Annotated in this window: 17 protein-coding genes; 12 read left to right on the top strand and 5 right to left on the bottom strand. The window is 62.3% G+C overall.

Annotated elements, in window-relative coordinates:
• Window positions 1-150 precede the first annotated feature (150 nt).
• Genes O2S87_RS01005 through O2S87_RS01015 form a run of 3 tightly spaced genes read left to right on the top strand, consistent with a single transcriptional unit; the run spans window position 151 to window position 2,249 of the window.
• Window positions 151-933, top strand: a complete 783-nt coding sequence (locus O2S87_RS01005) for a formate/nitrite transporter family protein (protein ID WP_475406935.1) — start codon at window positions 151-153, stop codon at window positions 931-933.
• A 58-nt stretch (window positions 934-991) separates the two neighbouring features.
• Window positions 992-2,080, top strand: a complete 1,089-nt coding sequence (locus O2S87_RS01010; RefSeq protein ID WP_475406936.1) for an LEA/WHy family protein — start codon at window positions 992-994, stop codon at window positions 2,078-2,080.
• Window positions 2,081-2,114: 34 nt separating this feature from the next.
• Window positions 2,115-2,249, top strand: a complete 135-nt coding sequence (locus O2S87_RS01015; RefSeq protein ID WP_475406937.1) for a hypothetical protein — start codon at window positions 2,115-2,117, stop codon at window positions 2,247-2,249.
• 12 nt (window positions 2,250-2,261) lie between these two features.
• On the opposite strand, the gene O2S87_RS01020 is transcribed toward O2S87_RS01015, so the two are convergent.
• The 3 genes from O2S87_RS01020 to O2S87_RS01030 all read right to left on the bottom strand — a co-directional run bounded on the left by O2S87_RS01020 (window position 2,262) and on the right by O2S87_RS01030 (window position 4,185).
• Entirely contained in the window at window positions 2,262-2,762 is a 501-nt protein-coding gene (locus O2S87_RS01020; protein WP_475406938.1) for a DUF2238 domain-containing protein, read from the bottom strand.
• A gap of 256 nt (window positions 2,763-3,018) precedes the next feature.
• Entirely contained in the window at window positions 3,019-3,486 is a 468-nt protein-coding gene (locus O2S87_RS01025) for a hypothetical protein (protein WP_475406939.1), read from the bottom strand.
• Between the two features lie 132 nt (window positions 3,487-3,618).
• Entirely contained in the window at window positions 3,619-4,185 is a 567-nt protein-coding gene (locus tag O2S87_RS01030) for an ion channel (RefSeq protein WP_475406940.1), read from the bottom strand.
• 141 nt (window positions 4,186-4,326) lie between these two features.
• On the opposite strand from O2S87_RS01030, the gene O2S87_RS01035 reads away from it, so the two are divergent.
• Window positions 4,327-5,865 (top strand): carotenoid oxygenase family protein, encoded by a 1,539-nt coding sequence (locus tag O2S87_RS01035; RefSeq protein WP_475406941.1) that lies wholly within the window; start codon window positions 4,327-4,329, stop codon window positions 5,863-5,865.
• On the opposite strand, the gene O2S87_RS01040 is transcribed toward O2S87_RS01035, so the two are convergent.
• A complete protein-coding gene (locus tag O2S87_RS01040; protein ID WP_475406942.1) occupies window positions 5,862-6,182 on the bottom strand; it encodes a cupin domain-containing protein in 321 nt (106 codons plus the stop codon). The two genes, O2S87_RS01035 and O2S87_RS01040, sit on opposite strands and share 4 nt — an antisense overlap.
• Before the next feature lie 100 nt (window positions 6,183-6,282).
• On the opposite strand from O2S87_RS01040, the gene O2S87_RS01045 reads away from it, so the two are divergent.
• Entirely contained in the window at window positions 6,283-7,299 is a 1,017-nt protein-coding gene (locus O2S87_RS01045) for an NADP-dependent oxidoreductase (protein ID WP_475406943.1), read from the top strand.
• Window positions 7,300-7,410: 111 nt separating this feature from the next.
• Window positions 7,411-7,956 carry a DNA starvation/stationary phase protection protein DpsA gene (gene dpsA, locus O2S87_RS01050; RefSeq protein WP_475406944.1) on the top strand — a complete coding sequence of 182 codons (546 nt, stop codon included), beginning with the start codon at window positions 7,411-7,413 and terminating at the stop codon, window positions 7,954-7,956.
• A gap of 30 nt (window positions 7,957-7,986) precedes the next feature.
• Here dpsA and O2S87_RS01055 read toward each other — a convergent pair whose 3' ends face one another.
• Window positions 7,987-8,277: an amphi-Trp domain-containing protein gene (locus O2S87_RS01055; protein WP_475406945.1), complete on the bottom strand. Its 291-nt coding sequence runs from the start codon at window positions 8,275-8,277 to the stop codon at window positions 7,987-7,989.
• Window positions 8,278-8,411: 134 nt separating this feature from the next.
• On the opposite strand from O2S87_RS01055, the gene O2S87_RS01060 reads away from it, so the two are divergent.
• The 6 genes from O2S87_RS01060 (at window position 8,412) to O2S87_RS01085 (ending at window position 15,268) form a co-directional block, all read left to right on the top strand.
• The gene (locus O2S87_RS01060; RefSeq protein WP_475406946.1) at window positions 8,412-8,939 is read left to right on the top strand and encodes a glycosyltransferase family 2 protein; all 528 of its coding nucleotides are present in this window, start codon (window positions 8,412-8,414) and stop codon (window positions 8,937-8,939) included.
• A 168-nt stretch (window positions 8,940-9,107) separates the two neighbouring features.
• Window positions 9,108-9,308: a hypothetical protein gene (locus O2S87_RS01065; RefSeq protein ID WP_475406947.1), complete on the top strand. Its 201-nt coding sequence runs from the start codon at window positions 9,108-9,110 to the stop codon at window positions 9,306-9,308.
• A 34-nt stretch (window positions 9,309-9,342) separates the two neighbouring features.
• On the top strand, window positions 9,343-10,761 hold the full coding sequence (locus O2S87_RS01070; RefSeq protein ID WP_475406948.1) for an amidase: 1,419 nt from the start codon (window positions 9,343-9,345) through the stop codon (window positions 10,759-10,761).
• Window positions 10,762-10,794: 33 nt separating this feature from the next.
• The gene (locus O2S87_RS01075) at window positions 10,795-11,214 is read left to right on the top strand and encodes a PPC domain-containing DNA-binding protein (protein ID WP_475406949.1); all 420 of its coding nucleotides are present in this window, start codon (window positions 10,795-10,797) and stop codon (window positions 11,212-11,214) included.
• A gap of 68 nt (window positions 11,215-11,282) precedes the next feature.
• Window positions 11,283-14,828: a DNA polymerase II large subunit gene (locus tag O2S87_RS01080; RefSeq protein WP_475407033.1), complete on the top strand. Its 3,546-nt coding sequence runs from the start codon at window positions 11,283-11,285 to the stop codon at window positions 14,826-14,828.
• A 140-nt stretch (window positions 14,829-14,968) separates the two neighbouring features.
• Complete coding sequence (locus O2S87_RS01085; RefSeq protein WP_475406950.1) at window positions 14,969-15,268, top strand: DUF7130 family rubredoxin-like protein; 300 nt, start codon at window positions 14,969-14,971, stop codon at window positions 15,266-15,268.
• The last annotated feature ends 17 nt before the right edge of the window (window positions 15,269-15,285 follow it).

Here is a 15,285-nt window from a genome sequence, read left to right on the forward strand (position 1 = left end):
GACGGTGGGTCGGTCACCGTTGAATTTCAGACGACAACGAGTGGGACGATACCAAACCGAGGAGCAGTCAGGCGGTCGGTATGCCCGATAGCTGTGGCTTACTCCAGTAATGGCGGATCATTATGAATGCCTCACCCGAACTACCGAGCTATGCCTGTTGCCCCAGAACCCGCCGAGATATTTCACCGCGCGGTCGAAGAGGGCCAGCGGCGGCTCGATCAGTCGACGCTCGAACTCGTCGCAACGAGTTTTATCGCGGGCTTTACGATCGTTTTCGGGATCGCTGCACTCGGGGCGGTCGAGGCGCTCATCAAGCCACAGTACGGCGATCTGGCAACGGTTACCGGGGCACTGACGTTCGCAATTGGCCTCGTCTTTCTCGTCATCGGCCGCGCCGAACTGTTCAACGAGAACTTCTTCGATCCGGTCGCGACCGCGTTCGACCACGACGACTCGTGGCTCGTCGGTTCGCTCGTCCGGCCCTGGGTGGTGACGTTCGTATTCAACTTCGTCGGCGGCGGGCTGTTCGCGCTCGTGTTCGCCGTCGACGGCGCGCTCCCGACGGGCTCCGGAGACGCGTTGGCGACAGTCGCCACCGAAATCGTCCACCGTGACAGGCTCGCGGTGTTTTCGAGCGCTATCGTCGGCGGCGCGCTCGTCTCGCTGTTGTCGTTCATGTTGGAGGCCGTCGACAGCGTCGGCAGTCAGATCACGATGGCGTACCTCGTCGGGTTTCTGTTGGCGCTCGGGCCGTTCGACCACGTCATCGTCACCGGCCTCCACGTCTTTCTGGGGCTGCTGTTCGGAGCCGACATCGCGATCGGCGCGCTGGTCGTGCTGCTCGGCGTCGGGACGGTGGGCAACGTCATCGGCGGAATCGGTCTGGTCACGATGAGCCACATCGCCCAGGTTCGGGGCTCGGAGTCCGACTGAGCCCTCCTCGAGAATCGAACGCTGCGAGGGTCTCCCGTGGTTCCTCCGTGGGATGCGAGTGGAGTCCGACGACGATCAGGCCGAGAGCGTCCCCTCCAGCTCGACTTGCGGCCCCACAGTGGCCATCGAGTCGAGACCTGGACTACGTATCGATCCGATCAGCGGTTGGCAACAGCGGCTAAGTACGTCCGAACCGCAGGCGAATACCTGCATGCCCTCTGGCCGGAAGACAGACCTCACCGTCGTTCTCATCGCCGTGGTACTGCTGGCAATCGCGGCGTTCGGACTCCTCGTGGTCGACAAACCGCGAGTCCAGTCGGTCGACAACGAGTGGGGCACCGTCACCGAAAACCAAAGCGAGGTCGAGACCGCGATCACCGTCGAGAACCCGCTGTTGCTCAGGGTCAGTGATGGCGTCGCCGACGTGCGATACACCGTCGCGCTCAACGACGTCGAGTTCGCCGCCGAGCGTAAAGAACAGGTCCAGCTGAGTGGCCAAGACGATGTGATCAACGTTTCGACCTCGATGAACAACGACCGGATTCCCGACTGGTGGGTGAGCCACGTTCGCAACAACGAGACGACGACGGTGGAAGTCGACCCCGATATAGTCGTCCAGTACGGCGGGGTCGACACACCGGCCGAGGAGGCGACGCGCACCCGGACGGTTCGGACGGATCTCCTCGCACCGCTCGAGTCCGACGAGCTACGGGATTTCTCGGCGTTCGACCGCACGGTGTTCACGATCACCGAGACCGATGCCGACTGGGGCGAGCCAACGGCCGACCGCACGCCGATAGACGGCTCGATCACGGCCAGAAACGAACTCCCCGTCGCCCTCCCAATCACCGAGATTGAGTACACGATCCGGATGAACGGCATCGTCGTCGGACAGGGCACCGCCGCCGAAGAAACCGTGATTCCCGCCGAGAGCACCGAACAGATCGACGCCAACGCGACGATAGACAACTCCAAATTGGACGAGTGGTGGGTCACGCATCTCCGAAACGACGGAGCCTCGGAGCTTTCGGTCGACTTCACAGCGACCGTCGAATACGGCGGAACCGAACGCGAGATTCCGCTCGATTCGGTCTCCTACACCCGGACCGTCGAGACGAACGTCTTCGGCGAATCCGACGAGGGCTGATCTGCGCGCTTTGGGGTGACGCAATTGCGACGTTATGCGCCGCCTCGACCAGCCGTTCGAACGAACCAGCGTCGCAGTGGACACCGACGAGTTCGAGATCACGGACGCGGGTGGCAATCTCATGACGGTCACACTCGAACGCGTCGACGAAGACGGGCTGAACATCTGAGATAGTCCCACATTAGTCGTGCTCGCTTTCTCCGGCGATCCGCCGACGGAGAAAACCGACGAGGCCGCCAAACCGTCCCGTGCCGCCAGCGGCCACGAGCAGTGCCCCAACAGTGTTGAACACCAGATCAGAGACGATGTCGTCGACGCCGTAGACGGTCAGCAGCGCCTGACCGCCGGTGATCTCGGCGAGCGTTCCGGAGGCGAACTTGAGGATCTCCCAGAGAACGCCGACTGCGAGCACGAAGACGACAATGAACACCGCGCGAAACGATGGGGGAACATCGAGGTCGTCGGAGTGGAGTTCGACGGCCCGAAAACTCGCATAGCCGATCCCGGCGACAATGGTTGACGAGAACGCGTGAGTGAGGTTATCGTACCACCAGACGCCAGCATACAGACCCAGCAGGCTGCCGACCGTGTGGAGAAAGCTGGCGGTCGTCAGCCACAGCACGAGCCTGATATCTATCGAGTAGCTGTACTCGTGGCGCAATAGGGCTGGCAACAGCGTCACACCCAACGTAACGCCGTCAGTAATGGCGATGGTAAAGCGCGCTGTCAGCCGCCGTAGACGGCGATCCCGGCCAACAGCGACTGCATGGCTCTGGTGAGATACCGTTCGCTCCTCTCGGACCGTTTGAACCCATTGTCGAGGGTCATTGTTCTGAGAGAACCCGTTGGCTCGAATCGGTGTGCGTCGGTGGATCGAAGTACCGCATGAAGAGGCCGCCAACAGCGAACGCAACGATAGTGACTGCAACGAAGTCCCACTAGAGTTCGGTTTGGGTGCCCAGGTAGTCGGTACCGAGCCACCGGTCGGCATAAAACTGCGCGACGGTCAGCACGCCCTGGATCGCCATCGTCGTCAGCACGGAGAACACGATGGCGAAGCGTCGACTCATCTCGACCCCCGTGAAGACGCTCAGTTCGACGACCGAGACCAACGCGAACGCGGCCACCACGACGGCGTTGGCAAGTTCTATATACCAGCCGAGCGCGCCGCTGATCGCCGCAGCCGCCAGCACCGCTGGCAGCGGCCACGGCACCATCACCGCCCAGTCGTGGGCCTCAACCGCCGGTGCGGTTGTGACCGCCGCGGCGACGAGCGTGAACGCCCCCCAGAGAACGTCACCCGCACGGAGAGACCACAGCGACGCCGCAGCGACACTCGCGACGAACAGCCACCCAACGGCGGCGTTCGTCCGTTCGTCGTGGACGACGGCCTCCAGTTCGGTCATAGGGGAATTACGTGCATCGAAAGGATAAGCGCCGGGTCCATCAGTAATTCGAGAATGACGGTGCAGGGCAGTCGAATCCAGAGACGAGCAGACGCGTTACCGGACGAACGGTCGACGGCCGTCGATCCACCATCAGTCCACGGAGTGCGCCCGTGAGGTGGTGTCGCCCTCGGGCCACTGCCGGGCATCGGATTCGACAAGTCCGAGCAGGGCGCGGCGGCGAGGCTCCATTTTGTCGACGGAGGCCTCGAACGCCTCGGCGGAGCGGGTCGCAACGCCCGCATCGAGAACCGAGAGAACGTAGGTGACCATCAGCGTCACGAACAGTATCCCGCTCGCGGTTGTAAGGATGGTCACCGTCTGCCAGAGCCCATCCCGAGGGGCGAAATCGCCGTTCCCGAGTGTGAAGATCGCATAGCCGGTGAAGTAGAGGCGGTCGATCCAGGAGACAGGACCACCATCGACTGTGTCAACGATGGGATACGGTGTCCCGGCAAACACGAGCGTCCAGCCGACCCACAGGAGCACGATCCACACCAGGAGGCTCGAAACCAGGATGATCGGGCCCGAAAGGCTGCGTATCGTCGGGTGCGACTCGCCCAGGGTTCGGATTCCGGTCCATTCCCAGACCATCAGTCGCGCGGTAAGCGGACCGGCACCGCCTTCGACCCAGAGCGTCGTCCACAGGAGATCAACCACGACGGGAACAAGACAGACGCCCCGAAAACACCATACAGCGGACCCATCTCAGAACGTCCTCCGAAGCCTGCGGGAGGCCGGTCGACGAGTTCGGTGCGTCGACGGAGGTGGCTCTAAAGTATCGGAGGGAACAAAAACAGCATGCAACCGAATCGCGTTCCAGGCCGAAAGCTTCCCACCTGTGATTCGTGTTCGGCTGCTTCACCGATCAGTCGAACAGCAGAGAAGGGCCACACAGCATTGATCACCGACCCGGCCGAACGGTCGACCGTGACTGAGTCAGTTGGCCCCGGCTTCCGCTCGCTGTCGACTGAGTACCACGATCACCACCCAGAGATCGAGGGCTCGATTCCCGAATGGCTCTCAGGGACACTCATTCGTAACGGCCCCGCACTGTTCGAGGCTGGCGAGCGCCGGGTCAACCACTGGTTCGACGGGCTAGCGATGCTTCGGCGCTATGCGTTCGACGAGGGCGACCTCCACTACTCGAATCGGTTTCTCCGAACCGACGCCTACACCGATGCGAAGGCAGGTCGACTCACCGGCCAGTTCGGCACCGACACCCGCGGCTGGCGGCGGCTCGTGGACACCCTCACGTCGCTCGGCCTGCCGGAGCCGACCGACAACGCGAACGTCCACGTTGCCCGAATCGACAGCGAATACGTCGCGCTCACCGAAGCCCCGCGACGGATCGCTTTCGACTCCAAAACGCTTGAGACTCGCGGCGAGTTTGCGTTTGCAGACGATCTCACAGAGCATATCACGGCCGCCCATCTCGTCGACGATCCCCACCGCGAGGAACTGATCGGGTTTACTACTGAGTTCGGCCTGCGGCCGCAGTACCACATCTACCGCCTTCCAAAGGGGAGTCGACGCCGCGAGCGTATCGCTTCACTCGACGCCCGTGGTCCGGCCTACATCCACGACTGCAGTGTCACCGCCGACCACGTGATTCTCGTCGAATCGCCTCTCGTGTTGTCGGTTCTTCGGGCGCTCAACCCCTTCTCGCAGGGGGCGATTGATATGCTCGACTGGCAGCCTGACCGTGAGACCCGGCTACTGGTCGTCGACCGCGAAACCGGCGACCTCGTCGCCGAGCCGACGTTCGAAGCGACGTTCTGTTTTCACCATATTAATGCGTACGTCAACGAAGACAATGAGATCGTCCTGGATCTCATCGAGTTCCCGGATCACGAAATCGTCGACGCGATGTCGATGTCGGAACTCGACGGCGAGGGGTTTCCAGAGGTGCCCGACGGTCGGCTCATGCGGTATCGGATTGATCCAGGAGCCGACACAGTCGACCGCTCGCGGCGCTACGACGGCGGGATGGAACTGCCGAGAGTGCCGCGGGCAGTGACTGGTCGTCGGCACCGCTTCGTGTACGGACAGGCGACCCATCGGGAGGGGCAAAACGGGCTGGTGAAAGTCGACTGCGAAACCGAGACGGCCCAAGAGTGGTGGGAGCGGTCAGTGTACGTCGAAGAACCGATTCCGGTCCAGCGCCCCGGTAGTGAGCGCGAGGATGATGGTGTGGTGTTGGCGACGGCGCTCGATGTCGACCGCGAGCGGACGGCACTGCTGGTCTTTGATGCCGAAACGCTCACTGTCGAGGCGCGGGCGTGGCTCCCGCATGCCGAGCCGTTCGGCTTCCACGGCCGGTTCTTTTCGGACGGTTAGGGTGCGCCAGCGAGCACGAACATGCTCTCGGCGTCGCCGTTGCGGATCTGACGTGTACTGTCGGGGTCGATCCGCAGGGCGTCGCCCACTTCCATTGGGACTTGCTCGTCGTCGACGGTAACGACGGCCGCTCCCTCGACGAGGACATACACTTCCTCCTGGTCTCTGTCCGTGTGATCGTGCGATTTGCCCTCCCATCCCGGCTCACAGGAGATAATCGAGATGCCGAGCTGCTCACAATCGAGGGGCTCGCGCAGCATGTGGAGGCTGTCGGCGACCGGTGCGACCGCTTTGTAGTTGACTTTGGAATACGCCATCACACCACAGTTCGGCGGCAAGTGAAAAATACGCTGTGGCCACCACGACCGATCACAACAGTTCCCCAAGCGTCTTGAGTCGACCAGGCGTATACGAACTGTGAACGAGACAACCCGTGAGTGGCGGCTCGCCAAGCGGCCACAGGGAGAGCCGGACGTCGACTGTTTCGAACTCGAAGAAACCGAAATTCCCGAGCCGAATCCGGGCGAACTGCTCGTTCGGGTGACCTACCTCTCGGTCGACCCCTACATGCGGGGCCGCATGTCGGCGGGCGAATCCTACGTCGAGCCGTGGGCGGTCGGCGACGTGCTGACTGGCGGTATCGTCGGCGAGGTCGTCGAGAGCCGTAGCGAGGCCTACGACGAGGGCGATCTCGTCACCGGTGAGGGACGATGGGGCGAGTACAGCCTGCTCGATGCGAGCGAGGTCGCGCCGGTCGACCCCTCGGTCGCCGACCAGCCAGCCTACTTGGGGACGCTGGGCATGCCCGGCCGGACGGCCTACTTCGGTCTCCTTGAGATCGGCGAACCCAAACCTGGCGAGACGGTCGTCGTCTCGGGGGCCGCAGGCGCGGTGGGCTCGGTCGTCGGTCAGATCGCACGGCTCAACGGCTGCCGGGTGGTCGGCTTCGCTGGATCGGACGACAAAACTGCGTGGCTCACCGAGGATCTCGGCTTCGATGCCGCGATCAACTACAAAACAACCGACGACTACAGCGAGGCGCTCGCAGAGGCCGCACCCGACGGGGTCGACGTCTACTTCGACAACGTCGGCGGGCCCATCACCGACGCGGTCTTTCCGCAACTGAACCTCGATGCGCGCGTCGCCGTCTGCGGGCAGATCGCCCACTACAACGCCGAGAGCGTTCCGACCGGCCCCCGCAAACTCCCGCAGATCATCGTCCCCCGGGCGAAAGTCCAGGGACTCCTCATATCCGACTTCGTCACCCGGTTCGGAGAAGCCAGCGAACAGCTCGGCGAGTGGGTCGACTCGGGCGACCTCGTCCATCGCGAGACAATCGTCGACGGGCTCGAACAGGCCCCCGACGCCTTTCTCGGGCTGTTTTCGGGCGACAACATCGGCAAACAGGTCGTGAAGGTCGACGAGACGGCGTAGCTGACGCTCCCGTTTATAAACGCCGCACAATCAGTCGACGGTTTAGGTCACACGAAAACTTATATAAATATTGATAAGTTATAAGACGTAGAAGACCTAAGGAAGAGTGTGATGAACACGCAGAAGTCGATCAATCAGAAAGCGGGCACCGTCGAATCGAACGCGCTCCGACTCGACGAGAAGAAGGCCGAACAGATTATCGAGGCACTCAACACGGATCTGGCGGACGCCTACGTACTCTACCACCAGCTCCACAAACACCACTGGAACGTCGAGGGTGCGGAGTTCCTCGACGTTCACCGGTTCCTCCAAGAGGTCTACGAGGACATCGAGGCGGCGGCCGACGAGATCGCCGAACGCCTCCAGGCGCTCGGTGGCGTTCCGCACGCGAGCATGACGGCGCTCGTCGAGAACGCGACCGTCGAGGCCGAAGACGAGGACGTCTACGACATCCGCACGTCACTGTCAAACGACGTAGAGATCTTCGGCGATATGATCGAGAGCTACCGCCAGCACATCGAGCTCGCCGACAGTCTCGGCGACTACGCGACGGGCCACATGCTCCGCGAACAGCTCGAAACCGTCGAGGAACACGCCCACCACATCGAACACTATCTCGAAGATGACACGCTCGTCCTCGAATCAGCAACCAACTGAGCGGCTCGCTTTTTATCTGACAGTTGCTTTTTATTCGACGTGCGGGGCGGTGGCGTCAGTGCGACCGGGGATTTCGATCTCGATTTCGAGTTCCGGCTCGTCCATTCCCTCGTAGTCGACTTCGAGTTCCACGGGCTCGCCGAACGCGAAGGGCAGTTCCCACTCGTCGTCGACAATGGTGAGTTCGTCGTTGTCCCGGAGCTGTTCGCCCAACGAGATCAGGAACTCACCGACCTCACTGGCATCGAGGCGGTACTCCTGTTCGAAGTTGCGGCCGGACCGGATGACCGTTCGTTCCTCGTCGGTGTCGTGGTCTGACATGGTCGACTGTATGCCCTCAAAGACTACGTTAGTTGTGCTTGAATGGAGATGTGTTCAGAGTTGTAAGCGATCTACAAGTGCAGACCGAATTCCGACAGGTTGTGATATTTACAGGACCTGTCACAAAAGACGGTATGGCAAGTGTGATTCTCTCGACGGTCAGGTGGGCTGCTGCTGCCGAGACCGTCGTCTCGGGGCTCCGCGAAGGCGACGAACTGCTCGTCGTCTGCGATTCGAACGATGATCCGCTCATTGAGGCGGCCCCCGAAGAGGCAACCGTGATCGTCGCTGGCGAACCGACGGGTTGTTCGGGCAAGGCACACGCGCTGGCCGCGGGGATGCAAGCGGCAACAGACGATATCGTCGTCTGGACCGACGACGACGTCGACCGCGAGGCGGGGTGGCTTGCGAGGCTCGTCGAACAGGCCGAAACACACGGCGCAGCCACCGAAGTCCCGATCTATCTGGGTGGTGGGCTCTGGCAACTCTTCGAGCCAGCCGTACTCATGCTGGGGTCGGTCGGCCAGGCGACCGGCGGCTACGTCTGGGGCGGTGGCGTCGCGTTTGACCGAACCGAGATCGACGAGGAGTCACTACTGGAAGAGTTGTGCCAAACTGTCGGCGACGACAGCCTGTTGAGCGAGTACGTCGACGACGTGTAGGTCGATCCCGAAAACAGCCACCAGATTCGTGTCGACGGCGACCCCCGAAGCGTCTACCACCGGCTCGTTCGGTTCGGTAGAACCGCCGTCTGGTTCGAGCCACGACAGACTGCCGGACTGGTTGGCCTTTCGCTGCTGTTTGCCGCTGGTTCGCTCATTTTCCCTATCGTGGGTGCAGTGTTTGCAACCCTCTCTGGGCTGTTCGCGTACAAGTACCTCGGAGTACGGCGTCAATCCGTCTTGCTTTCATTTCTATCGCTTCTTTCTGTGCCCGCCTTTCTCCTCATTGGAATCCTCGCGCCAACGTTCGAGTGGGGTGGTCGAACCTACCGCTGGAGCGGGAAATTCGACGTGACAGTCGACCCCTAACACAAAAACCACTGCACCCGTTTTTACAGCGGTAATGGACGAACAGGAGTCTCAAATTTGGGAGCTATCGGCCACACAGTTGGCCACGGAGATCCGTACCGGAGCCGTCTCGCCGACCGAGGTAGTCGACGCCTATTTAAATAGGATCACGGCCGAAGACGACGAGCTTAACGCCTACATCACGGTCATCGAGGAGTCGGCACGCGAGGCCGCCCGTGAAGCCGAAACCGCACTCGCCCGTGGCGACGACATCGGCCCGCTCTGTGGCGTCCCAGTCGCACTCAAGGACCTGCGAGCGATGAAGGAGGGCGTCCGTCACACCTTCGGCTCGCGGCTGTTCGCCGACTACACCGCGCCGCGAACGTCGGCCGTCGTCGAACGACTCGAAGCCGCCGGAGCCATCGTCCTGGGCAAGACGAATACCCCTGAGTTCGGTCACAAGGGACTAACACAGAACGAACTCGTCGGCGCAACCGCCTCGCCGGTCGACCGCTCGTGCAACGCCGGTGGCTCGTCGGGCGGCAGCGCGGCCGCGGTCGGCGGGGGGTTGGCTGCGCTCGCTACCGGCAGCGACGCCGGAGGGTCGATCCGCATCCCTGCGGCCTGCTGTGGCGTCTTCGGTATGAAACCGTCGTTCGGACTCGTTCCTCTGGACTCCCGACCCAACGCGTTTGGCGACCAGCGACACCACACCGCCCTCGGCCCACTCGCTCGGACGGTCGACGACGCCGCACTCATGTTGGACGTGGTCGCTGGTCCCCATCCCTCCGACCCCGGCAGCGTCCCTGTCGACATCGATTTTCTGGACGCGGTCGACCGGCCAATCGACGGGTTAGCCGTCGCCTACTCGCCGGATCTCGACGTCTTCGAGGTCGACTCCGCAGTACGGCGGGGCATCGAAGACGCGCTCGTGGGCTTCGAGGCCGCCGGGGCGACCGTCGAGGAGGTGTCGGTCGACCACGGCTGTTCGATGAGCGAACTCAGCGAGGCCGTCGGGTCGACGTTCACCGCGGCGGTGGCGGATGCGGCGGCGGTGTTGAAAGAGAGCTCTGGTGTCGACCTGACAGCGCATCCGGACGACGTTACTGATAGCCTACTGACGATGATCGAACAAGGCGAAGGGACCAAATCGTCCGCGATTGCACTGACCGGAATCGTTCGGACCCAACTGTTCGATGCGATACAGTCGACCTTCGAGTCGTACGATCTGTTGGTGACGCCGACACTGGCGCGGCCCGGCTTCGGATTGCATGAGGACCTCGGCGTGAACGAGTGGGAGGCGGTCATGACGTGGCCGTTCAACATCACTGGCCACCCGGCCGCCTCGGTTCCTGTCAGCCTCACGCACGAGGGTCATCCGGTCGGGTTACAGGTGGTCGGTCGACGCTACGCCGACGAGACCGTCCTCGCAGCGAGTGCGGCGCTCGAAGCCCAGTTGGGTAATGGGAACTGAAGCTTTTTGCCTCGGTGTGACAATGAGGATTCTATGAACTACCGTGAGGTCACCGTCACCGGCGAGTACATGGCTCGACTCGAAACCGGGGCAGACTGGCGCGAGGAGATCGAAACCCTCGCACGCGATGTCGACGCCGACGCGGGCTGGTTTTCGGCGCTCGGCTCGGTCGAAGACGCCGAAATTTGGTTCTACGACCAAGACGACAAAGAGTACCAGTCGGTGACGTTCGACGAGCCCCTAGAGGTCGCCGCCTGCGTCGGCAACGTCAGCCTGCTGGATGGCGAACGTTTCGCCCACACCCACGCTGTGCTGTCGCGAGCCAGCGGCCAGACGCTCTCCGGACATCTCAACGCCGGGACGGTCTTCGCGGGCGAACTCTACTTTCGCGCGTTCGAACAGCCGCTGGTCCGCGAGCGAGACGAGTCGACCGAGCTGGATCTCTGGCTGTGAGCGAGACGAGCGACGGTCCCGGAAAGGAGTCGGCCGACGACGAGGGCGAGGCCGAAAACCGGACCCCGATGCGGCCTGACGACGAGCGATACTTCGACCGCATCGAGAGTCGACTCGACGAGGCGATGGCGGTCGCCCAACGAGCCAAAGGCCAGGGCAAAGATCCAGAACCGGAAGTCGAGATTCCGATTGCTCAGGACATGGCCGACCGCGTTGAGAACATCCTGGGGATCCCGAACGTCGCCGAACGCGTCCGTGAGCTCGAAGGCCAGATGTCCCGCGAAGAGGCCGCCCTCGAACTGGCGAAGGATTTCGCCGAAGGCCGTGTGGGAGATTACGACAGCAAGGCCGGAAAGATCGAAGGCGCAGTACGGACTGCTGTCGCCCTACTTACCGAGGGTGTAGTCGCCGCGCCGATCGAGGGAATCGACCGGGTCGAACTGCTGTCGAACGACGACGGCACCGAGTTCGTCAACGTCTACTACGCCGGGCCGATCCGCTCGGCAGGCGGCACTGCCCAAGCTCTCTCCGTACTGGTCGCCGACTATACGCGGAGTATCCTCGGCCTCGCTGAGTACAGAGGCAGAGACGAAGAGATCGAACGCTACGTCGAGGAGATCAACCTCTACGACAAGGACACCGGCCTCCAGTACTCGCCGAAAGACAAAGAGACGCGATTTATTTCGACCAATATGCCGATCATGCTCGACGGCGAGGCCACCGGCGACCTCGAAGTCTCGGGCTACCGGGATCTCGACCGCGTCGACACCAACTCCTCGCGCGGCGGCATGTGTCTGGTGATGGCCGAAGGGATCGCCCTGAAGGCCCCGAAAATCCAGCGCTATACGCGGCAGCTCGACGAGGTCGACTGGCCGTGGCTCCAGGACCTCATCGACGGCACCATCGAGGGCGACAAAGACGCGAGCAATGAGGAGAGCGAGGAAAACGACGACAGCGAGGGTGAAACCGAATCCGAATCCAAGACCGACGACGGCAACACAAGCGACGAACGCAAGCCAGCCGGGCCAGCCCGCGTCAAACCCAAATCGAAGTACCTGCTCGATCTGATCGCGGGTCGACCCGTGTTCGGCCACCCCTCCGAATCCGGTGGCTTCCGGCTCCGGTACGGCCGCGCTCGAAACCTGGGCTTTGCGACTGCGGGCGTCCATCCGGCGACGATGCACATCATCGACGATTTTCTTGCTACTGGGACCCAGATCAAAACCGAACGACCAGGCAAGGCCGCCGGGATCATCCCGGTCGACTCCATCGAGGGGCCGACCGTCCGACTGGCGACCGGTGAGGTCAGGCGGATCGACGATCCTGCGGAGGCTGAGGAACTCGCAAACGGTGTCGAGAAAATCCTTGATATCGGCGAGTACCTGGTCAACTACGGCGAGTTCGTCGAGAACAACCATCCGCTCGCGCCCACATCCTATGTCTACGAGTGGTGGGTCCAGGAGTTTGAGGCCGCAGGCGCGGACGTTCAAGCACTTTTGGACGATCCGCACGTCGACCTCGAATCGCCCACCGCCCGCGAGGCGCTGCGGTGGGCCAGCGAGTACGACTGCCCGCTGCACCCCACGTACACCTACGTCTGGCACGATATTTCGGTCGACGACTTTGTGGAACTCGCCGAAGCCGTCGCCAACGGAGAGATCATCGAGGACGCCGACCGCGGCGAGCTGCTCGTTGTCGACCGGACCGAGACAGTCACTCGGTCGCTCGAAACCCTCCTCGTGGCCCACCAACAGACCGACGAGGCCTGTGAGATCGGCGACTGGCTGCCACTGGCGCGGTCGCTCGGCGTTAGTGAGAGCCTAACGAAAGAGTGGGGCGAGCTCTCGGCCGAGGCCCGAGAGTGGGATGGTGGCGACAATGCCATGAAGGCAGCCAACGAAGTCGCACCGTTCGAACTCCGCGAGCGCGCGCCGACCCGGATCGGCGCGCGGATGGGTCGACCCGAGAAATCCGAATCGCGGGATCTGTCGCCAGCGGTCCACACGCTGTTTCCCATTACCGAGGCCGGGGGGAACCAGCGAGATGTGGCCAAAGCCGCCCGGACGATGGACGACCGGGGGCGACGCGGTATCCACAGCATGCGGATCAACCAGCGGCTGTGTCCCGACTGCGACAGTCGAACGTTCAAAGCGCAGTGTCCAACGTGTGGAACACATACAGAGCCACACTACGAGTGCGAGGATTGCGAGGTCGTCTGCAAGCCCGACGAGGCTGGGCGCGTCGAATGCCCGCGGTGCGAGCGGTCGGTGACCGCCGCAGGCTGGGAGGACGTCGACCTCCGAAGCGAGTACCGTGGGGCGCTCAACTCGATCGGCGAACGCGAGGGGAACTTCAAAATCCTCAAAGGCGTCAAGGGGCTCACCTCGGCGAACAAAACGCCCGAAGCCATCGAAAAAGGGATTCTACGCTCGAAACACGGCGTTTCGTCATTTAAAGACGGCACCGTTCGCTACGACATGACCGACCTGCCGGTGACGGCGGTCAAACCCGAAGAACTCGACGTGACGGTCGACCACTTCCGAGGGTTGGGCTACGAGACCGATATCGACGGTGAGCCACTGCGACACGACGATCAGGTGGTCGAACTCAAGGTCCAGGACATCGTGCTGTCGGACGGCGCGGCCGAGCACATGTTGAAGACGGCCGACTTCGTCGACGACCTCTTGGAACGGTTTTACGGCCAGCCCGCGTTTTACGACGTCGACGAACGCGACGACCTCGTTGGCGAACTGCTGTTCGGGATGGCGCCCCACACCAGCGCGGCGGTCGTCGGTCGGGTGATCGGTTTCACGAGCGCGGCAGTCGGCTACGCGCATCCGTACTTCCACGCGGCAAAACGGCGGAACTGCGATGGTGACGAAGACTGTGTTATGTTATTAATGGACGGACTGTTGAATTTTAGCAGAGAATTCCTGCCCGACAAACGCGGCGGTCGGATGGACGCACCGCTGGTGATGTCCTCGCGCATCGACCCGGCCGAAATCGACGACGAGGCCCACAACATGGACATCGTCGACACCTATCCACGCGAGTTCTACGAGGCCACCCTGGAGATGGCCGACCCCGAGGACGTCGACATCACAATCGGCGACGATACCCTCGGCACAAAGGACCAGTATCACGGCTTTAGACACACCCACTCGACGACCAACATCCATATGGGCCCGAGCCTCTCGGCGTACAAGACCCTGGGCTCGATGATGGACAAGATGGACGCCCAGCTCGAACTGGCTCGCAAACTTCGGGCGGTCGACGAGACCGACGTGGCCGAGCGCGTTATCGAGTACCACTTTTTGCCCGACTTGATCGGCAACCTCCGGGCGTTTTCGGCCCAGAAAACCCGGTGTCTCGACTGCGGCGAGAAGTACCGCCGGATGCCGCTGTCGGGCGAGTGCCGCGAGTGCGGCGGCCGGGTGAACCTCACTGTCCACCAAGGCTCGGTCAACAAGTACATGGATACCGCCATCGAGGTCGCCGACCGGTTCGGCTGCCGCGAGTATACCAAACAGCGCCTCCATATTCTCGAACGCTCGCTTGAGTCTGTGTTCGAGAACGACAAAAACAAACAGAGCGGGATTGCGGACTTTATGTGAGCCTGCGTCGACCCCCTCCGTTTCGAGTGGAGATAGTCAGTCGACGGCGACTGTAGACAATTGTGACCAATCGTTATAATCGAGAGTCACTATAGTAAGATGTATGACACATTTATGCTGCTGGTGACCCTACGAGAGGTATGAGCAACACACCGATCAATAGCGCCGAGCCGTCGACACCCGAGGTGGGCGAGTCCGTGTTCAATGACACAGGTGAGCGAATCGGCGTCGTCCGCGAGCAGACCAGCGGTGGGTTTGTCGTTGCGGTCAGCACAGGAACCGACGAGAGCCACCGGTCGACGAGCGGCGAGTTCGGCGAGGCGTATCTGATGTGGCGGTGTATGGACTGCGGCGAGATGGGCAACATCGAGTCACTGCCCGAACAGTGTCCGAACTGCGAGGCCGACCGAGAATCGCTGTACTACTGGACCGAGGATTAGCTCCGTGCTCTCATTGC

The organism is Halohasta sp. A2 (assembly GCF_056175805.1).